At 69.8% G+C, this 19,240-nt stretch carries 18 protein-coding genes, 1 tRNA gene and 1 pseudogene; 11 read left to right on the forward strand and 9 right to left on the reverse strand.

Going from position 1 to position 19,240, the window contains the following annotated elements; all coding sequences use genetic code 11:
* The first annotated feature begins 79 nt into the window (after positions 1-79).
* The gene (gene purB / locus EXE52_RS01920; protein WP_049931086.1) at positions 80-1,567 is read left to right on the forward strand and encodes an adenylosuccinate lyase; all 1,488 of its coding nucleotides are present in this window, start codon (positions 80-82) and stop codon (positions 1,565-1,567) included.
* A 7-nt stretch (positions 1,568-1,574) separates the two neighbouring features.
* Here the strand turns inward: purB and EXE52_RS01925 are convergent, their stop codons facing one another.
* A complete protein-coding gene (locus tag EXE52_RS01925; protein ID WP_086216223.1) occupies positions 1,575-2,225 on the reverse strand; it encodes an SDR family oxidoreductase in 651 nt (216 codons plus the stop codon).
* A gap of 90 nt (positions 2,226-2,315) precedes the next feature.
* On the opposite strand from EXE52_RS01925, the gene EXE52_RS01930 reads away from it, so the two are divergent.
* From EXE52_RS01930 to EXE52_RS01955, 6 genes are all read left to right on the forward strand, one after another.
* The gene (locus EXE52_RS01930) at positions 2,316-2,669 is read left to right on the forward strand and encodes a zinc ribbon domain-containing protein (RefSeq protein WP_049931089.1); all 354 of its coding nucleotides are present in this window, start codon (positions 2,316-2,318) and stop codon (positions 2,667-2,669) included.
* A 75-nt stretch (positions 2,670-2,744) separates the two neighbouring features.
* Positions 2,745-2,924, forward strand: a complete 180-nt coding sequence (locus EXE52_RS01935; protein WP_049931091.1) for a hypothetical protein — start codon at positions 2,745-2,747, stop codon at positions 2,922-2,924.
* A 29-nt stretch (positions 2,925-2,953) separates the two neighbouring features.
* A complete protein-coding gene (locus EXE52_RS01940; RefSeq protein ID WP_089307868.1) occupies positions 2,954-3,250 on the forward strand; it encodes a hypothetical protein in 297 nt (98 codons plus the stop codon).
* 42 nt (positions 3,251-3,292) lie between these two features.
* On the forward strand, positions 3,293-3,961 hold the full coding sequence (locus tag EXE52_RS01945) for a hypothetical protein (protein ID WP_089307869.1): 669 nt from the start codon (positions 3,293-3,295) through the stop codon (positions 3,959-3,961).
* The gene (locus EXE52_RS01950; protein ID WP_089307870.1) at positions 3,962-4,639 is read left to right on the forward strand and encodes a metal-dependent hydrolase; all 678 of its coding nucleotides are present in this window, start codon (positions 3,962-3,964) and stop codon (positions 4,637-4,639) included.
* Between the two features lie 85 nt (positions 4,640-4,724).
* On the forward strand, positions 4,725-6,323 hold the full coding sequence (locus tag EXE52_RS01955; protein ID WP_089307871.1) for an NAD(P)/FAD-dependent oxidoreductase: 1,599 nt from the start codon (positions 4,725-4,727) through the stop codon (positions 6,321-6,323).
* Between the two features lie 21 nt (positions 6,324-6,344).
* Here the strand turns inward: EXE52_RS01955 and EXE52_RS01960 are convergent, their stop codons facing one another.
* The gene (locus EXE52_RS01960; RefSeq protein ID WP_089307872.1) at positions 6,345-6,878 is read right to left on the reverse strand and encodes a PAS domain-containing protein; all 534 of its coding nucleotides are present in this window, start codon (positions 6,876-6,878) and stop codon (positions 6,345-6,347) included.
* Between the two features lie 147 nt (positions 6,879-7,025).
* Here EXE52_RS01960 and EXE52_RS01965 point away from each other — a divergent pair, with 147 nt between their 5' ends.
* The 3 genes from EXE52_RS01965 to EXE52_RS01975 all read left to right on the forward strand — a co-directional run bounded on the left by EXE52_RS01965 (position 7,026) and on the right by EXE52_RS01975 (position 9,402).
* Complete coding sequence (locus EXE52_RS01965) at positions 7,026-8,546, forward strand: matrixin family metalloprotease (RefSeq protein WP_089307873.1); 1,521 nt, start codon at positions 7,026-7,028, stop codon at positions 8,544-8,546.
* A 392-nt stretch (positions 8,547-8,938) separates the two neighbouring features.
* Positions 8,939-9,130, forward strand: coding sequence for a hypothetical protein (locus EXE52_RS01970; RefSeq protein ID WP_089307874.1), 192 nt, complete (start codon positions 8,939-8,941; stop codon positions 9,128-9,130).
* The gene (locus tag EXE52_RS01975) at positions 9,127-9,402 is read left to right on the forward strand and encodes a hypothetical protein (RefSeq protein WP_089307875.1); all 276 of its coding nucleotides are present in this window, start codon (positions 9,127-9,129) and stop codon (positions 9,400-9,402) included. The genes EXE52_RS01970 and EXE52_RS01975 overlap by 4 nt, the downstream gene beginning before the upstream one ends.
* Positions 9,403-9,456: 54 nt before the next feature.
* Here the strand turns inward: EXE52_RS01975 and EXE52_RS18665 are convergent, their stop codons facing one another.
* The 4 genes and pseudogenes from EXE52_RS18665 to EXE52_RS01990 all read right to left on the reverse strand — a co-directional run bounded on the left by EXE52_RS18665 (position 9,457) and on the right by EXE52_RS01990 (position 11,077).
* On the reverse strand, positions 9,457-9,894 hold the full coding sequence (locus EXE52_RS18665) for a hypothetical protein (protein WP_241988192.1): 438 nt from the start codon (positions 9,892-9,894) through the stop codon (positions 9,457-9,459).
* 33 nt (positions 9,895-9,927) lie between these two features.
* Positions 9,928-10,155 (reverse strand): annotated as a pseudogene (locus tag EXE52_RS18670) (HNH endonuclease); the annotation flags it as partial.
* 221 nt (positions 10,156-10,376) lie between these two features.
* Positions 10,377-10,448: transfer RNA gene (locus tag EXE52_RS01985), tRNA-Ala, on the reverse strand.
* An 80-nt stretch (positions 10,449-10,528) separates the two neighbouring features.
* The gene (locus EXE52_RS01990) at positions 10,529-11,077 is read right to left on the reverse strand and encodes an SRPBCC family protein (RefSeq protein ID WP_049931104.1); all 549 of its coding nucleotides are present in this window, start codon (positions 11,075-11,077) and stop codon (positions 10,529-10,531) included.
* A gap of 429 nt (positions 11,078-11,506) precedes the next feature.
* Between EXE52_RS01990 and EXE52_RS01995 the strand changes: the two genes are divergently transcribed.
* Positions 11,507-13,594 carry an ABC transporter ATP-binding protein gene (locus EXE52_RS01995; RefSeq protein ID WP_137703404.1) on the forward strand — a complete coding sequence of 696 codons (2,088 nt, stop codon included), beginning with the start codon at positions 11,507-11,509 and terminating at the stop codon, positions 13,592-13,594.
* A 105-nt stretch (positions 13,595-13,699) separates the two neighbouring features.
* Here the strand turns inward: EXE52_RS01995 and EXE52_RS18190 are convergent, their stop codons facing one another.
* From EXE52_RS18190 to EXE52_RS18380, 3 genes are all read right to left on the reverse strand, one after another.
* A complete protein-coding gene (locus EXE52_RS18190) occupies positions 13,700-13,858 on the reverse strand; it encodes a hypothetical protein (RefSeq protein ID WP_155120034.1) in 159 nt (52 codons plus the stop codon).
* 267 nt (positions 13,859-14,125) lie between these two features.
* Positions 14,126-18,814 carry a glutamate synthase large subunit gene (gene gltB / locus EXE52_RS02000; RefSeq protein WP_089307878.1) on the reverse strand — a complete coding sequence of 1,563 codons (4,689 nt, stop codon included), beginning with the start codon at positions 18,812-18,814 and terminating at the stop codon, positions 14,126-14,128.
* A gap of 231 nt (positions 18,815-19,045) precedes the next feature.
* Positions 19,046-19,213, reverse strand: a complete 168-nt coding sequence (locus EXE52_RS18380) for an HEWD family protein (RefSeq protein WP_167373064.1) — start codon at positions 19,211-19,213, stop codon at positions 19,046-19,048.
* Positions 19,214-19,240: the final 27 nt, after the last annotated feature.

Raw genomic sequence — 19,240 nt, forward strand, 5'->3', positions numbered from 1 at the left:
GACCCGACGGCGGTTCGGATCCACGTCTGTGCGTCACCCTATCGACACGCTTTTGCTGGCGCCGCGGGCAGTCGCGGACATGACCGACGACTCCGAACCGACGGCGGACGACGCCATCGCGGGGCTGTCCCGGGCGGACCCGCTCGCGGCCGTCTCGCCGCTCGACGGCCGCTACGCAGACCGGACGGCGCCGCTGTCCCCGTACGCGAGCGAGGCCGCGCTGATGCGCGCCCGGACCCGCGTCGAGGTCGAGTACCTGCTCGGGCTGGGCGCGCTCGACGCGACGCCGATCGCCTTCGACGAGGCGACCGCGGCGGCGCTCCGCGAGGTGTACGGGGCGTTCGACGCCGAGGACGCGCGGCTGGTCAAGGCCCTCGAGACCGAGGGGGCCGCGGGGTACGACGCGACCAACCACGACGTGAAGGCGGTCGAGTACTTCCTCCGCGTCCGGCTGGCGGACATCGCGGAAGGCCCCGACGCGCCGCTCGACGACGCGGAGTCGCTGTACCCGTGGATCCACTTCGGGCTCACCAGCGAGGACGTGAACAACCTCGCGCAGCGCCTCCTGCTCAAGCCCGCGGTGAGCGAGGTGATCGTCCCCGCGGTCCGCGAGGTTCGCGACGCCTTAGTCGAGCTGGCACACGAGTACCGCGACGCGCCGATGCTGGCGCGCACCCACGGCCAGCCGGCGACGCCGACCACGTTCGGCAAGGAGATGGCGGTGTACGCCGCGCGGCTCGGCCGCGCGCTCGGCCGGATCGTCGTCGCGAACGAGGACCTCTCCGGGAAGCTCGCGGGCGCCTCGGGCACCTACGCGGCCCACCGCGCCGCCTACCCCGAGGTTGACTGGCGGGCGTTCTCCGCGTCGTTCGTGCGCGGCCTCGACCTCGAACACACCGCGCTCGCGACGCAGGTGAACCCCTGCGACGACCTCGCTGCGCTGTTCGACGCGCTGCGGGGCGTCAACAACGTCCTCCTCGATCTGGACCTCGACGCGTGGCTCTACGTCTCCGACCGATACCTCGGGCAGGAGGCCGTCGAGGGCGAGACGGGGTCGTCGACGATGCCTCACAAGGTGAACCCGATCGACTTCGAGAACAGCGAGGGGAACCTCTCGGTGGCGAACTCGGACCTGACGTTCCTCGCCGACTACGTGACGAGCTCGCGGCTTCAGCGCGACCTCTCCGACTCGACGGTCAAACGCAACGTCGGCGCCGCGCTGGCGCACTGCCTGATCGGCTACTCGAAGGCCGCGGACGGGCTCGCGACGGTCGTGCCGAACGAGACCGTCATGCGCGAGGAGCTCGACGCGACCCCCGAGGTGATCGGCGAGGCCGTCCAGACGATCCTGCGCCGCGAGGGCGACACCGAGGCCTACGAGCGCGTGAAGGCGCTCTCGCGCGGCCGGTCGGTGACGCTCGACGACTTCCGGGAGCTGTTCGCGGACCTCGACGTCGACGACGAGGTCCGCGCGGAACTGGCGGCGCTGACGCCCGCCGGCTACACCGGGCTCGCCGACGAGCTCGTCGACGGGGTCGGCGACGCGGGCGGGTCGACGAACGAGTAGCGACGCTTCAGCGCTTGCGAACGTCGATCTCTCGCGTCGCGATCCCCTCGTGGTCGACGAGGCGGCGATACTCCGCGGCGAGGGCTGTCGCGTCGATCGCTGTCGGTCCGGCGTCGGGACGGACGGGGGAGCCGATCCGGACGTACGTGACGGACACGTCGTCGAGGGCCGCGTCCAGCGAGAGCGCGAGCCCCCGGGCGGCCGGCGCGACCGCTCCCCACTCGACTTGCGCCGTCACGGGCGGCTCCGCGAACGTCGTCCCGCTGAAGAGAACGGTCCCCTCGGTCTCGCGGAGGTCCGGCAGCGCCGCGCGGACGCACGCCATCGACCCGGCGACGCGCACGTCGAAGAGTTCGCGGAGCCGGTCGGCGCTCGCGTCGTCGACCGGGTTCCCGCCGCCGCCCGACGCGTTCAAGACGAGCACCTCCGCGGGACCGAGCTCGTCGCGAACGCGTTCGAGCGCCGCCTCAACGGCAGCGTCGTCGGTCACGTCGGTCGGGATCGCGACGGCGTCCCCGCCGAGGTCCGCAGCGAGCGTGCGCACGTACTCCTCGGAGCGCGCCAGCAGCGCGACCGCGAACCCGTCGTCGTGGAAGCGCCGCGCGACGGCGGCCCCGATTGTCGGGCCGACGCCCGCGATCACGGCGACTCGCGTCATACCTGATCGGGGCGGCCGGCAATCATATACGTTGGGTTGCGGCGGGTGAGGGCACAAGGCGTTTACCGCTCGCTCGCGGATCCGGGCCCGATGCCCTCCGAAACCGACGACGAGACGTACTCGATATTCGGCGACGACGAACTGATCGAGAACGAGGCCGATGACGAGCGCGAAAACCGGCGAAACGACTCCGGCGGCCGCGGCGACGGGTCCGGGCCCGACGACCGCCGCGACTCGCTCGGCGGGAGCGGCGAGGACGGCTGCCCGAAGTGCGGCGGCACAGAGACGGAGACCGACGAGATCGCCACCAGCGGGACGGGACTCACCAAGATGTTCGACGTCCAGAACCGGAGCTTCGTGGTCGTCTCCTGTGCGAACTGCGGCTACTCCGAGCTGTACAAGGGCCAGTCGTCGGGCAACGCGATCGACTTCTTCCTCGGGTAGGCCGCGGGGTGACGACGGACGGCCCGAACCCCCGCCGAGCGATCGACTTTTCTCGGGAGCGCAACCAGCCGCGGTATGGTCTCCGTCCGACCGCTCGCGTCCCTCCCGGTCGTCGCCGCCCCCGCCCGGTACCCGTACGCCCGGCGGTTCGGCGAGGTGAACGGTGACCCGGTGCTCTGGACGATCGACGCCGCGCCCGAGGCCGCCCTCGCGACCGCGCTCGGGATCGTCGGCCTGCTCGCGGTCTCCACCTGACGAACCTGATCGCGGACGGCGCCCGGCTGGTGGCCGTCGCGCTGCTCGGCGTCGAGGCCGGGACGGACGCCGGCGCCGCGAGCGACGGCGACCGCGTCACGGTCGACCGGGGAACGGAGACGCGCGGCGCCGCCGACCGCGAGCGCGATGTCCCGGTGCGCGACGCCAGGGAACAGGCCGACGCGGGCGAGACCGCCGACGCGGGAGCGAACAGCGAGGCGGACGGGCCGGACGCCGACGACTTCGAGTTCGGCGATGACCTCGCCGATCCGCACGCGGGCGATACGGGAGGCGACGCCGACGGCCGTCGGGACGGGCGCGACTGACCCGCCCGGAGCGCTTATTCGCCTCCGAGCGTCAGGACGGACATGGCTCCGACGCTCGTGAGCGCGGCCGTGGGGGCGCTGCTCGCGGCCGCGCTGCTGGGCGACGCGTTCGATCGGCGCGCGGTCGCGGTCGTCGTCGTCGCCGCGGTCCTCCCCGGCCTCGACGCCGCCGCGAGCCTCGCCGTCCCCGGCGCGACGAACGCCCTCCTCCACGCCGTCTGGGCGCCGCTTCTCGCCGGCGGACTGCTCTACTGGGACGGGGAACTGCGCTCGGCGTCGACCCTCCGCGAGCAGGGCGGCCCCCGAGCGGTTCGGGTCGCGTGGGTCGCGCTCGCGTCGTTCGTCGTCGCCGGGGTCGGCGCGGCGCTGTTCGCGGGCGAGGGCGCGGCGCTCCTCTACCCGCTGGAGGACGCGCGCTACCTCGTCCGCGGTCGATTGGTGTTCTCGACTCAGGAGGGGGTCGTCCAGACGTTCCTGACCCCGGGCGCGACGGGGGCGGGGATCCTGCCGATCGAGCGCGTCGGCGGGGCGGTCGCCGACCCGGTCTCCTCGTGGATCAACCCCGACGGGCGACCGGGGTTCGATCCGGGTGCCGACCGCGAGTTCCGGTTCGTCGAGGCGGGGTGGCAGTTAGTCGTCGTCGCCGCCGCGGCCGCGACGCTCGCCGTCCGGTTCCGGTTCCGCGGCGAAGGCGCGGGGGTGAGCCGCTGAATGCCCTCGACAGTCGTCCACGCCGGGTTCGCGCTGCTGCTCGCGGCGGGACTGCTCGGGGCCTACTACGACCGGCGTGCGCTCGCGGTCCTGCTCGTCGTACTTGTCCTGCCGGAGGCGGACAGCTTCCTCGGGCCGATCATGCCCGGCGCGCACCGCACGGTCGGGCACAACTTCGTCTTCCCCGCGGTCGCGGCGCTGGCGCTGTACGTCGACACGCGGGTCCGGGAGCGGTCGTGGCTCCGGGACCGGCTCTCGCCGCGGTGGATCGCGGTCGCGTGGGTCGCGCTGTGCGTCCACGCGTTCGCGCACGTCGCGATCGACTGGACCCACCTCGACGGGGTGAACGCGTTTTGGCCGCTCCGCGACCGGTTCTTCCAGCTGGACGGCAAGGCGGTCTACTCGACGGCCGACGGGTTCGTCCAGACGTTCGTCGACGTGCGGGTCGACCCCGAAAGCGGGTCGCGGACCGTCGACGCGGGCGCGGGCGGCACCAGCGAGTCCGTCCACGTCAACAACCCAGTCCAGCCGCGCGACCCGGACGTCGACGTCGAGGAGCCTGTCGACCGGCGCTTCCCGATCGCGAACAGCGGGTGGCGGCTCTACCTGATCGGGCTCGGGCTGTTCGCGCTCGTCGCCCGGCGGTTCCAAGGCGACGGCGTCGCGGACGACGCCTGACGGCCCCGCGAGATCCGCGGGACTGCGGCGCCCCTAACATGGTATGACCGCAGGGTAAACGGTCCCGGACGCGTAGCGAGACGTAATGACACCCCAACCGGACGCGGACCTATCGGAGGCGACCGAGCCGCTGGCCGGGGAGTCGATCGCCGTCGTCGGCGCGGGCTTCGGCGGGCTCTCGACGGCCTCGTACCTCGCCGACGCCGGGGCGGATGTGACGGTGTTCGAGCGCAACGAGCACCCCGGCGGGTACGCCGGGCGGATCGAGCGCGACGGGTTCCGTATCGACACCGGCCCGTCGTGGTACCTCATGCCGGAGGTGTTCGACCGGTTCTTCGAACACTTCGGGCGATCGACGGACGACTACTACGACCTGGTCGAGCTCGACCCGCTGTACGAGGTGATCTGGAAGGACGGCGACCGCGCGTCGATGCCGGCCGACCGCGAGGGACAGAAGGCGCTGTTCGAGTCGTACGAGTCCGGCGCGGGCGACGTGCTCGACGACTACCTCGCCGACGCCGCGGAGGCGTACGAGCTCGGGATGGACCGGTTCGTCTACCCGAGCCGGTCGCGGCTGCGCGACATGGTCGACGCCGACGTGCTCCGGTCCGGGCGGGCGCTGCCGAAGCTCCGCGAGATGGACGACTACGTCGGCGACTACTTCGACAGCGAGAAGCTCCGCCAGATCGCGGAGTACAAGCTGGTGTTCCTCGGGGGGTCGCCGTACAACACGCCCGCGATCTACACGCTGATGAGCCACGTCGACATGAACCTCGGCGTCTACCATCCGACCGGCGGGATCGCGAGCGTCGTCGACGCGATGGCCGACCTCGCGCGCGACCTCGGGGTCACGATCCGGACGAACGAGCCGGTGACCGCGATCGAGCCGTCGGTGCCGGCGGCGACGCCGACGTTCACCGTGGAGACGGAGCGACGCGCGATGGGCGAGTCCACCGCGGCGGCGCGGTCGGCGCGCTTCGACCGCGTCGTGGCGAACGCGCCGCCGCCGCACGTCGAGCGCGACCTCCTCCCGAGCGGGACGGTCGACCGCGAGTCGTACTGGGAGTCGCGGACGTACGCGCCTTCCGCGTACCTCTCGTACATCGGCGTCGAGGGCGACGTTGACCTCGACCACCACACGCTGGTGTTCCCGACCGACTGGCGGCCGCACTTCGACGACATCTTCGACGAGCCGGCGTGGCCCGACGACCCCGCATACTACGTCCACGTCCCGTCGAAGACGGACCCCGAGGCGGCGCCCGACGGGCACGAGGCCGTCTTCCTGCTCGTCCCGCTGGCGGCCGGGTTGGAGGACGACCCCGAGACGCGCGAGCGGTTCCGCGACCTGGTGTTCGACGACCTCGCCGAACACGCTGGCGTCGACTTCCGCGACCGGATCGTCTTCGAGGAGACCGCCTGCGTCTCCGACTTCCGGCAGCGGTTCAACGCGCCCCGTGGCACGGCGCTGGCGCTGTCGCACACCCTCGAACAGACGGGGCCGCTCCGCCCCGCCCACCGCGCCCCCGGCGTCGACGGCCTCTACTACGTCGGCGCGTACACCAACCCCGGCATCGGGATGCCGATGTGCCTGCTCAGCGGCGAACACGCCGCCGAGGCGGTCGTCGAGGACGCGACCGGCGGGGGCGTGCTCCCGTCCGTCGTCCCCACGTCGACGCTGCGGTGAGGGGCGCGTTCGGGGGCGATTTTACTCGACGCCCGCGTCCGGCCCGTCGATCGGCTCCGGCTCTTGGACCGCGACCCAGTGCGTGACGGTCCCCGCGTCCCCGAACAGCGGCCGCAGCGTGACGCGGTTCGCGAAGGGAGTACCGTCCCGGCGACGGTTGCGGAGTTCGACGGTGACCGCGGACCACGTCGACAGCGCCTCGCGGAAGTCCGCGCGGGGGTCGGCGGCGGCGTCCGGATCCTGAAACAGCCGGGGGTTCCGACCGCGGAGCTCGTCGAGCCCGTAGCCGGTCCACTCGCGGAACCAGCGGTTGACGTAGACGATCGGCGTGTCGCGGTACGCCGGGCCGGTGAGCGTGAGGCCGAGGGGGAGGTCGTCGAGCGCGCGGACGCGGTCGACGAACAGCGCCTCGCGCTCCCGCTCGGCGGGGGCGTCCGAGTGCGTCGGGAGCGTCACGCCGTCGAGGTCGTACTCGTCGGTCAGCGCAGAGAGGCGTGTCTGGAAGGCCCCGCGGTCGGCGCCGATCGCCGCGAGCACGTCGCTTCGAAGCGTCACGTGTGCGGTTAGGCGCGGACGGACAAGCGCGTGTCGTTCCGTGAGATGGGGAGCACGGAACCGACCGGACGCCGGTCGCGACCGCCGAGCGGGGCGGGTGAGTGGAACGAACGTTATGTGCGTCCGGGTCGGAGGCTGTGATCACTGATGCGTGAGACCACCGCCGTCCTCGCGGTCGCGCTGCTCGTCGCGCTCGCCGGCTGCGGCGGGCTCGGCGGGGAGCTGGCCGGCCCCCCCGGAGACCCGTCACCGTCGATCGAGTCCGTCTCCGCCCCGGAGTCGCTCGGCCACGACGAGCGGGCGACGGTCGCGGCGACCGCGCGGTGGGAGGGGCTCGCGGGCGACGGCGGATCCGCGGGCGAGGGGGGTTCGGCCGCGGGACTCGACCCGGTTCGGGTGACGGTCCGGGTCGGTGACGCGACGTTGGTCGCCGAGAACCGGTCCGTCCCGGCGACCGGGACGCTGACGGTGACGGCCGGCGTCGACGCCGCGGCGCTCGACCCGGGCGAGTACGACCTGACGGTGACCGTCGGCGGGGCGACGGCGACCCGCTCGATCGTCGTCGGAGAGGCCCGCGCGGCGACGTTCGCGGTCTCCGCGATCGACGCCCCCGACAGCGTCGAGTACGGCGGAGACCTCTCGGTGGCGGCGACGGTGAGGAACGTCGGCGACCGGGCCGGGACCCAGACGGTCCGGATCCGGTACGGCGCGGGAGCGAGCGCGAACCGGACGGTCGCGCTCGACGGCGGCGCGGAGCGCCGAGTGTCTGTCACGTTCGCGGACGTGCGACGCGACGGCGGCGCCCACCCGCTGGTCGTGACCACCGCGAACCGGACGCGGGAGCGCGCGGTCGCGTTGTCGCACCCGAGCCCGTACGGGGAGACGACGCTGGGCCTCTACGCCGACGACGCGGCGGTCGACCGGAACGTCTCCGGCGTCGCGGCGGCCGCGACGGGGTACTGGGAGCGGAACGACGAGCGCTACCTCGGCTATCCCGTCGCCTACGAGCGGGTGAGCGACGAGTCGCGGGCGGACGTCGTTCTCCGGTTCGACCGCGTGGAGCGCTGCGGCGTCGAGGGCAACGACACGCGGTACTTCGGCTGCGCGGACCTGCTCGTCGACGAGCCGCGGACGCCGATGACCGCGACCGTCGATCCCCGAGTCTCCGACGCGGACATGAACGCGACGATCATCCACGAGCTCGGCCACGTTCAGGGGCTCGAACACGGCGAGGAGCCGGCCGGGCTGATGAACGCGACGAGCACGCTTGCGACGCATCGGCCCTTGAAGATCCACTTGCGCGCCGACGACGGCGCGGTCACGGGGCCCGTCGAGGACGAGGTGGCCGCGGCGCTCGACTACTTCGCGGGCCGCGAGGATATCGTCGGGAGCGACCGGTTCGCGTGGGAGTTCGTCGACAGCGCGCGCGACGCCCACGTCCAGATCACCTACGACGAGCGCGGGGGGGTCTGTATCACGGACGGAGGCGGCTCCTGTACGGTCGACGGCGAGTACTACGGGCAACAGGACGTGCGGCTGGAGGAGCTAGACGAGGAGGTCGTCGCGTGGCACGTCGGGTGGTCGTTCGCGCCGGCCCTGCTGGAGGAGGTGCCGCCGGAGCTTTCTCGCGAGACGGACCGGCGGGAGCGGGAGGCGTGGCCGGAGTAGGGTCGGGCGAGCGAGTGTGCTCTCGACGCGGGGATCGAGGAGACCGACCGCCTCATCGACCAGATCCTCTGCGACTGCTACGACCTGACGAACGAGGAGAGCAGGGCCGTGGAGGCGGCGGTCGCGGAGTAGGGACGGGAACCGGGGATAACGTCTTTCCACCCCGTTTCCGTACCGGAGCGCGCGGCACGGCTCACGACGAGATACATCGGGGCGGAGCGATCCTCGAACGCGACCGACGCGGCCGCCGATCCCGACGGCCAGCGGTCCGAGTCCGCGACCTATCCCGGGCTCCTGACCGCGCGGACCGCGGGCGGCCCTGCCACCTCGCGCCGGGGTACCACGGCGAGGCGACGACGCTGCCGGACCGCGCGCTCGGCCCCGTCAACGGCGTGGTCGTCGAGGAGGCGGGAACGCGCTACGAGAGCCTGCTGCTCGACGACCGCCGGCGGCAGGCGCAGTACGGCGCGCTCTTGGACGCGAACCTCGACGGCGACCGCGTGCCCGCCTTCGGCGTCGACGTTCCGCCCGAGGGCGGTCGGAAAGGGTACGGGAGGGCGTCGACGCGGTCACCGAACTCGTGACGGGGACGGCGGCGTTGGCGGCGCTCGGCGTCGTCGGCGTCGCGCTCGGCGCGGCGGTCGCGGCGCTCCTCTGGCTCCCGCTCGCGATGACGGTGTGCCTCCACGTCCGGCCGCCGAGCGCGGTGCGGCGGCCCGACCGAATCGGCGCGTGCTGCCGCGGGGTCGTCGCCCGCGGCCAACTGCTGAAGCCTACTCGCTGGCGGCGGGCCAAAGAGGCCCGCGAGCCGGACATCGACGCGCCCGAACCGGACGCCTCGTGGTTCAAGCGATGAGCGACCTGCCGCGAAACTTCTCCGTCCGGGAGACCGTCGCCGTCCTCACGGCTTTCAATTAATCCGATTGCTTTCTGTAGTCCCCGTTATCCGTGTGCCGAGAGTAATTAGCAAAGGTCCGAACAGACCAAACAGAACCGTGGGAATTGCGATAAGAGCTTCAAACCAGTGAGCGTCTGTCATAATCCTACCTAATCTCTCAATGAATGTCGGATCTTGGCCGGAAACGTACCAAGCGAGGATCCCGAACACAAGGAGATACGACTTGAAGACAATAGATTGGAAACGAAGGCCGAGGATCCCACCAGTAGTTCCGAGTACGAGCAGCACAATAGGTGTGAGAAGCCAGTGTATACTTCCCGCAATGGATGATGCTTCACTCAAAATGTAGAAATAACCATAGCCAGCAGCGAGCGGAGCTATCAGGTGCTTAATTACAACGAAGAAGAAAAACGGTAAAATTGTGTATACACGAGACAAGTAGTTATTCACTATATCCTGTTGGTCGTTCTGAGTTGTATCCCGTGTGATGTCGTGCTTGTGTTGACTATTATGACAGTTAACGCAGAGCGTCTGAAGATTATCTAACGAATCAGAACCACCCTCAGATCGTGGCGTAAGGTGATGCGCGTGGAGTTCAGTATCTCCGGAGGACCCACCCCGGGCACCACATTGTTGGCAGGTATAATTGTCACGTGAATAAACTTTTCTGCGCCTCTCGTCCCAATCATCAGGGTAGCTCGAAGCCGCCATATAGCGGTTTTATCTTTCTGATCCGCCGTATGAATGTTATTCAAACTTGCTGATATTTAGAATGGCAAATCAGGAAACGTCACCGCTCGTTACAGGTCTACGTCGCTCGCAGCGTTTCTCGCGGGGCAAAAATACGGACTCGCGGGGGTCCCGCGAGCGAGCACAGCGAGCGAGTGGGACCACACGAGGGAATGACTAAGCGAACGAAGTGAGGAAAAGGATGGACTCGCGGGGATTTGAACCCCGGGCCTTCCCCGTGCCAGGGGGATGATCTACCACTGATCTACGAGCCCTCGAACGCATTCGTTCGTTCCGCGGTGAATATCTTAAGGGCTTCGAATCGCGGACCGACCGGACCGCGCGCCGCCCACGCTCAGATCCGGTCGGAGTCGACGTACACGTCGAGGTCCACGTCGCGTCGCGATCCCTCCAAGTCGCGGACGGCGCGCTCGACGACGCGCTCGGCCTCGCTTCGGATCAGCGGGATCGCCTTCTTCAACACCCAGTCGAACGAGACGAGCCGCGGCAGGTCGAGTGCGTCCGGACTGGCGGAGCCGGGGTCGAACTCGACTTCGAGCGCGACCTCGCAGGGCGCGTCGTCAGTCTCCTCGGCGGCCGCTCCGCCCCCGTCGGTCGACGTCGGCGTCACCCGCCAGCAGCCACCGGCGTCGATATCCTTCGTTATCTCCCAGTCGATCCGCTCGGGCGGCTCGACGCCGGTCACCTCGGAGCGGGCGGTGTAGGAGATCTTCCACCACGCGAACGTGAGCGCGTACCGGGTGCCGGGGCCGCCGTCGCCGGTGACCGTTTCGACCTCTCGGAGGTACTCGGAGTAGTTCGCGTACTGCGGGAAGTCGAGCAGGAACGCGTACACGTCTTCGGGGTCGGCGTACACCTCCGTGCTCACGACGAGTTCGTCCACGTACGTGGGTTCGCGTGACGCTTATTAAACGGTCCGGCGACCGAACCCGACCGACGGCTCTGGGGTGATTCCCGTCACAGTCGCGGCCGATTGCGGAGTGACGGCGAACACCGTCGAAGCCCCAGCCGCGAGGACTCGCGCGGCTCGCTGTGCGCTTCAGTCGCTCGCTTCGCTCGCCCCTTCCAGTGCTTGCGTCGCCGTGCTTCGTCCTCGCGGCTGCCCCTTCGAGCCCCGCCCCGCACGGCACCGCTCCACACACCTCCCCGGCCTCGTCGCGCTCCTCGCACCCCCCTCGGGCGCTCGGAGGTGCGCGCCGCTGTATTCACGCGGGTTTGTTCGCCTCCTCGGGGGCCAGGATTTGCGTCGTCGGAACCCGGAACGGGCCGCCGAAGCCGCCGGATACATGGGGCTTCCGGCGCTCATACGGCTATGGCTGCCGACGAGCGCAACGCCTTCGAAGTGTACCGCGACCGGGTGGACCGACCGCTCGGGCGGTTGTTCCGCGAGTACGGGGCGTCCGAGGCGCACTGGCTCGTGATCGGGATGGTCGCCAACGTCGTCGCCCGGGTCGCGGGGCTGATCCCGCCGGTGGTGCTGGGCGTCGCCATCGACGCCGTCTTCACCGGCTCCGGCCCCTACACGCTCCCGATCGTTCCCGACGCGTGGCTGCCGACCGCGGAGGCCGCCCAGTTCCGCCTCTCAGTGATCCTCATCTTCGGGTCGTTCATCGTGACGGGCGTGTTCACGTACGTCTACGGCATCGCGGCGAACAACTTCGCGCACCGCGTGATGCACGCGGTCCGCACCGACTCCTTCGACCAGATGCAGCGGCTCGACATGACCTTCTTCGACGACAAGCAGACCGGCGAGGTCATGTCCGTCCTCAACAATGACGCCTCGAACCTGGAGGTGTTCTTAGACAACGCCCTCCAGAACTCCGCGCGCCTCGGCGTGATGGTGGTCGGGATCGCGACCGTCCTCGTCTACTACAACTACGAGCTGGCCGTGATCACCCTCGCCGCCATCCCGCTGATGTTCCTCTTCACGCTGTGGTTCATGCGCGCCGTCGAACCCCGGTACGTCGCGCAGCGCTCGGTCGTCGGCGACCTCAACACCGCCCTCGAGAACGCGCTCTCGGGCGTCGAGCTGGTGAAGACCTCCAACACGGAGGCCCACGAGAGCGAGCGCGTCGAGGACGCCTCCTTCTCGTACTTCCGGCGCACGATGTCGATCCTCCGGCTCAACTACGTCTACCGCCCCGGGATGGAGCTGCTCGCCGGGCTGGCGTTCGCCGCCACCTTCGCGGTCGGCGGCTTCTGGCTCGCGAACGGCCCGCCGGGCCCCTTCTCGACGGAGCTGACCGTCGGGACGTTCGTCACGTTCGTCCTCCTCACCCAGCAGTTCGTCGCCCCGCTCGCGGAGGTGTCGAACATCATCGACCAGTACGAGAACGCGAAGGCCTCCTGCGAGCGCGTGTTCGGCCTGCGCGACATCCCGGTCCGCATCGAGAACGACGACGACGCGATCGAACTCGGCGGCCAGACCCGGAGCGACGGCGGAAGTAAGCGCGGCCGCGGCGTCGACGGCACGGTCGACGACGCGACGGAGGACGCAGTTGACGACGCGACCGGCGACGCGGCCGACGCCGCGGCCGACCACGGCGGCGTGGCGGGCGCCGTCGAGTACGACGAGGTCTCCTTCGCGTACCCCGGGAACGCCCTCGTCGACCCCGAGGACGCCGACGAGGAGGTTCTCAGCGGCGTTTCCTTCTCGGCCGATCCGGGCGACACCGTCGCGCTGGTCGGACCGACCGGCGCGGGGAAGTCGACGCTGCTCAAGCTCCTCCTCCGGCTGTACGACGTGACCGTCGAGAGCCTCCGCTCGTCGGTCGGCTACGTCGCGCAGGACACCACGCTGTTCGACGGCACCATCGCCGAGAACATCCGCTACGGGCGGTTCACGCGGATCGATGAAGCGGACGCCGAGGAGAGCGAGGTGCGAGAGCGGGTCGTCGAGGCCGCGAAGGCCGCGGAGGCCCACGAGTTCATCGCCTCACTCCCGAACGGCTACGAGACGCGGATCGGCGAGCGCGGCGTGAAGCTCTCGGGCGGCCAGCGCCAGCGACTCGCGATCGCCCGAGTCGTGCTTCAGGACCCCGCGATCTTGATTCTCGACGAGGCGACCTCGGCAGTCGACACCGAGACGGAGATGCTGATCCAGCGCTCGCTCGACCGCCTCGCGGCCGACCGCACCACGTTCGTCATCGCGCACCGGCTCTCGACTGTGACCGACGCCGACACCGCCCTGGTGTTGGAGGACGGCGAGGTCGTCGAGCGGGGGAGCCACGACGAACTGCTCGCCGCGGACGGCCTCTACGCGAAGCTCTGGGGCGTTCAGGCCGGCGAGATAGACGAGCTTCCGGAGGAGTTCGTCGAGCGCGCCCGCGAGCGCCACGTCGACCGCGCGGTCGAGCGGGCGACGGAGAGCGAGGTCGACGCGGAGTCGCTCGACGACTGATCGGGAGACCGGTCGGCCTCGGTGGCCGGTGAAATATTCACCGGCGTCCCGTCGAGACGGGCGAGTGGCCTGAACCGGCGCCGTCGATCACTTCGTCTCGTCGCTTCAGATCGGCTCGTGCGTGTCCGGTTCGGATGATCGGATCGTATTAACGGCTATGAGCGCGAGCAGACTCGCCGCAGCGAGGAAGAGAGTAGGTACGGCGGTCTTGACGAGGAGGAGCACGCCGAGGAGTTCACCTGCGAGCGCGATGAGAAGGGCCACCGGTACGAGTCCGGCCGGCCGGTCCCGCGATTTTGAGGTCATACGCTGAACCGGTGGGAGACGGGATCGAGAGACGGTGAGGGCTCGGTGCTGTTGCGACCGTGTTCGTCCACGGACACAGGTCCGACCAGTAACGAAGGCGATAATAATCCTGTGGCGACTGACCTGGGAATCGCTCGGTGCGAGAGACGCGTTCCGTACGCCTCCAAGCTGTCGAAATCCATCGCCGACCCCGGGCTTCGACGATGCCGTGAGAGGCGGTGCGAATCAGTCGTCGCCGGAGATTTGCCCGGCCGCGTCGGCGTCGGCGTCCGGCACCGCGGCGGCGGGCGCGGGCGGCTCCTCGCGCACGTCGGCGCCCTTGCCCTCCGCGATGACCTCGGCGTACGCGTCGGGGAAGACGCGGACGAAGTCGTCGAGCGCGGCCTCCCAGTCGTCGAGCAGTTCGGCCGCGCGCTCGCTGTCGGTGTACTCGCGGTGGTTCTCGACGAGGCGGCGGAGCATCCGCTCGTCGGACCCCTCCAGCGTCTCGGAGACCGACACCATCCCGCGGTTCACCCGGTCGGCGAACCGGTCGTCGGGGTCGTACACGTACGCGATGCCGCCGGACATCCCGGCCGCGAAGTTGCGGCCGGTGTCGCCGAGGACGGCGACGACGCCGCCGGTCATGTACTCGCAGCCGTGGTCGCCGACGCCCTCGACGACGGCTCTGACGCCGGAGTTGCGGACCCCGAACCGCTCGCCGGCGACGCCGTTGACGTACATCTCGCCCGACGTGGCGCCGTACAGACAGACGTTCCCCGCGACGACGTTCTCGGTCGGATCGTACGACGCCTCCGCGGGCGTGTCGATCACGATCCGGCCGCCGGAGAGCCCCTTGCCGACGTAGTCGTTGGCGGCGCCGGACAGCTCCAGCGTGATCCCCGGCGCGAGGAACGCGCCGAAGCTCTGGCCCGCCTCGCCGTCGAAGCGGCACGAGACCGTGTCGTCCGGGAGCCCCTCGCCGCCGTGTTCGGAGACGATGCGGTTCGAGAGCGTCGCGCCGACCGCGCGGTCGACGTTGCGGATGTCGCGGGTGAGCGCGACCGGCGCACCGTCATCGATGGCGGGCGCGGCCTCGTCGATGAGGTCCCAGTCGAGCAGGTCGTCGATGCCGCCGTGCGCCTGCTCTCGGACCTTCGTGCGGGACTCGCCGGCGGGCTCGGCGATGACCGCCGACAGGTCGAGGTGCTTCGCCTTCTCGTGGTCGGTGTCGCGTTGGGCGAGCAGCCCGGGCCGACCGATGAACTCCGCCAGCTCGGTGTACCCCTGCTCGGCCATGATCTCGCGCAGCTCCTGCGCGATGAACGTCATGTAGTTGATGACGTGGTCCGGCTGGCCGGGGAACCGCTGGCGGAGGTCCTCGCGCTGGGTCGCGACGCCGACCGGACAGGTGTTCTCGTGGCACTGCCGGGCCATCACGCAGCCCGACGTGACGAGCGAGGCGGTGCCGAAGATGTACTCCTCCGCGCCGAGGGCGGCCGCGACCGCCACGTCGCGGCCGGTCCGCAGTCCGCCGTCGGCCGAGACGCGAATGCGGTCGCGCAGGCCGGTGGCGCGCAGCATCTGGTTCGCCTCCGCGAGCCCGAGCTCCCACGGGAGCCCGGCGTTCTTGATCGAGGTCTTCGGCGACGCCCCCGTCCCGCCGTCGTGGCCGGAGACGTGGACGACATCCGCGTTCGCCTTCGCGACGCCGGCCGCGATGGTGCCGATGCCGGCCTCCGAGACCAGCTTGACGTTGACGTCGGCCTCGGGACTGGCGGCCTTCAGGTCGAAGATGAGCTGCTTGAGGTCCTCGATCGAGTAGATGTCGTGTTGGGGCGGCGGCGAGATGAGCCCGACGCCGGGGGTGGAACACCGGACGTGTGCGATCATCTCGTTCACCTTCTCGCCGGGGAGGTGGCCGCCCTCGCCCGGCTTCGACCCCTGCGCCATCTTGATCTGGAGCTCCTCGGCGTTCGCGAGGTACTCCGAGGTGACGCCGAACCGACCGGAGGCGACCTGCTTGACCGTACACTCCTTCTCGGTGTCGAACCGCTCCGGCGGTTCGCCGCCCTCGCCCGTGTTTGATTTCGCGCCCAGGCGGTTCATCGCGATGGCGTTGTTCTCGTGGGCCTCCGGCGAGAGGCTCCCGAGGCTCATCGCGGCCGTCGAGAAGCGCTCGACGATCGACTCGACCGGCTCGACCTGCTCGACCGGCACGGGGTCGCGGTCGGAGTCGAACTCAAGGAGGCCGCGCAGCGACTGGAGCTCCTCAGTCTGGTCGTTCACCAGTTCGGCGAACTCCTGATACTGCTCGTAGTCGCCCCCGCGGACCGCCTGCTGGAGCGTGCCGACCGTCTGGGGGTTCCAGCCGTGTTTCACGCCCGAGGAGCGGTGTTCGTACTCGCCGACGGTCTCCAGCTCGGGGTCAGCGCCGAAAGCCATCGCGTGGCGCGTGCGGAGGTCGTCTTCGATCTGCTCGATCCCGATCCCCTCGGTGCGGATCTCGGTCCCCTCGAAGTACTCGGCGACGAAGTCGGAGTCGAGCCCGACCGCCTCGAAGATCTGGGCCCCCTGGTACGACTCCATCGTCGAGATGCCCATTTTCGCCATCGTCTTGAGGAGCCCGTCCTCCAGCGCGTGCCGGTACGCCCCGAGCGCCTCGTCCTCGTCCGCGCCGTCCGGGCCGGCGACCACGTCGGCGATCGAGGCGTACGCGAGATACGGGTCAACCGCGTCGGCGCCGTAGCCGACGAGCGTCGCGAGGTGGTGGACCTCGTGCGGCTCGCCGGACTCGACGACGACGCCCGCGCGGTTGCGAAGCCCCTTGCGCACGAGGTGGTGGTGGACCGCGCCGGTCGCGAGCAGGCTCGGCACCGCGAGCCGGTCCGGCCCGACGGCGCGGTCGGAGAGGACGACCACGTCGGCCCCGTCCTCGATGGCAGCCGCGGCGTCCTCGCGGACGCGGCTCACGGCGTCGACGAGCGAGCCGTCGCGGTCGTAGGTGACGTCGACGGTGACGGAGGCGAACGCGGGGCCGTCGGACGCGCCCTCGTCCCCGGGGGTCCGTTCGCCCGGTCCGGGCAGGTCGCGAAGCGCTGCGGTCTCGGCGTCCGTCAGAACCGGCGTGTCGGCGACGATCTGCTCGGCGTGGGCCGGCGTCTCGGCGAGGAGGTTGCGCTGGTTCCCGATCCGGGTCTCCAGCGAGGTGACGAGCTCCTCGCGGATGTAGTCGATCGGGGGGTTCGACACCTGCGCAAACAGCTGCTTGAAGTAGGTGAACAGGGGGCGGTCGACATCTGCCAGCACGGACAGCGGCGTGTCGTCGCCCATCGAGCCGACCGGGTCCTTCCCCTCGGTCGCCATCGGTTCGACGAGGTGGTTCAGCGAGTCGGTCGTGTAGCCGAACGCGGCCTGGTGGGCGCGGACGGTCGGCCTCGACTCTTCCCCGTCGCCCTCGGTGGTGGAGTCGGCGTCGATCCCCGCCGCGGCGCCGTCCTCGTCGGTAAGCGCGTCGAGGTCGACCTGCCCGTCCGCGACCCACTCGCCGTACTTCTCGTCGGTGAGCTCTTCGAACACCTCGTCGTCGGGGACGATCCGGCCCGCCTCGGGGTCGGCGACGAAGATCTCACCCGGCCGGAGCCGCCCGCGGCGGCGCACGTCGGCGGGCTCGGTCGGGAGCGCGCCCACCTCGCTGCCGACGACGAGGCGGTCGTCAGTCGTCACCTCGTAGCGGCACGGGCGGAGACCGTTGCGGTCTAGGACGCCGGCGACCTGCTCGCCGTCGAAGCCGATGACGAGAGCCGGCCCGTCCCACGGCTCGACGAGCGACGCGTGGTAGTCGTAGAAGTCGGCGCGGTCGTCGTTCATCAGGTCGTCGTCGCGGAACGCCTCGGGGATCAGCATCCGCAGCGCGTGCGGGAGGTCGCGGTCGGTCTGGAGGAGGAGTTCGAGCGCGTTGTCGACGCTCGCAGTGTCGGACTGGTTCGGGTCGTCGATCACCGGCTTGATCGTGTCTAGCTCGGCCCCGAACGCCGGGTGGTCGAGGTCGGTCTCGCGGGCCCGCATCCAGTTGACGTTCCCGCGGATCGTGTTGAACTCGCCGTTGTGGACGATGTTGCGGTACGGGTGCGCAAGGTGCCACGCGCCCAGCGTGTTCGTCGAGAACCGCGCGTGGACTAAGGCGACGTGGCTCGCGAACCGCTCGTCGGTCAGGTCCGGGTAGTAGTCGGCGAGCTGCGACCCCTTCAACAGCCCCTTGTAGACGACGCGTTGCCGGTCGAGCGAGCAGACGTAGAAGCGGCCGGCGCCGTCGACCTCGGACACCGCGTTCTCGATCTCGCGCCGGGCGGCGTACAGCGCGCGGTCGAAGCCGAGCAGGTCGGGATCGGCGTCGTCGGCCCGGTCCTCCTCGCTGGTGAACCGCTGGGCGAGCCCCGCGCCCTCGACGGGGGCGACGAACACCTGCGACACCTCGGGCTCCGAGTCGAGGGCCGTCGCGCCGAGGTCGGAGTTGTCAGTCGGAACCGACCGCCACGCGAGCACCTCCAGCCCGTAGACGGCGCACACCTCGGCGATGACGTCGTGGATCTCCGCCTGAACGCTCGGCTCCGGGGGCATGAACACGGAGCCGACCGCGTACTCTTCGGGGAGGTCCGCCTCGACGACGTCGCGGAATAACGCGTCCGGCCGTGCGACCATGATCCCCGCGCCGTCGCCGGTGTTTTCCTCGGCACCCGTCGTCCCGCGGTGTTCGAGGTTTTCGAGCAGAGAGACCGCGTCCGTGACGGTCTCGTGCGTGGGCGCGCCGTCAAGGTCGACGACGCCGCCGATCCCGCAGTTCGACCGGTCGTCCGTCGGATCCGCGAGTCCCCCCTCCTGACCCGAGGGCTCCGAGTCGCGTACGCCCCGGGTGGTACTACGTGACTTGGTCATACGTCTCGCTTCGAATGAACAGGTAAAGGCATGACCCTGATAGGGGTAGGATCCATCGTACACACATTAGGGAATATAAGGTAATTATTCATCACGGGTGGTGAACAATTAACACGGACCAGAATCGATCAAGTATCTCGGTTGCTAGCTCCCGGAATAATATTATATCTATTTATATGATACGTGCGACTTTGCTAGGGCGACAGAAGTGGCAGATCGTCCAGTCGGAAGCTACTCTTCGAGGGGAACGAACGAGCCGTTGATGTCCCACTCGTGGATACAGTAGACGTTTCCGGGCTCCGCCGCGATCCGCCACCCGTCGGCCTCATCGTCCCACCGCTCTTCGCGCCCGCACAGTTCGCAGGTGCGCTCCTCCGGCGGTGTGATGGTCACGCTCATGCGCGAGAGAACGGCACCGCCGAGCAA

Source organism: Halorubrum sp. CGM4_25_10-8A, from assembly GCF_005435025.1.
In the GTDB taxonomy this organism is placed as follows: domain Archaea; phylum Halobacteriota; class Halobacteria; order Halobacteriales; family Haloferacaceae; genus Halorubrum; species Halorubrum ezzemoulense.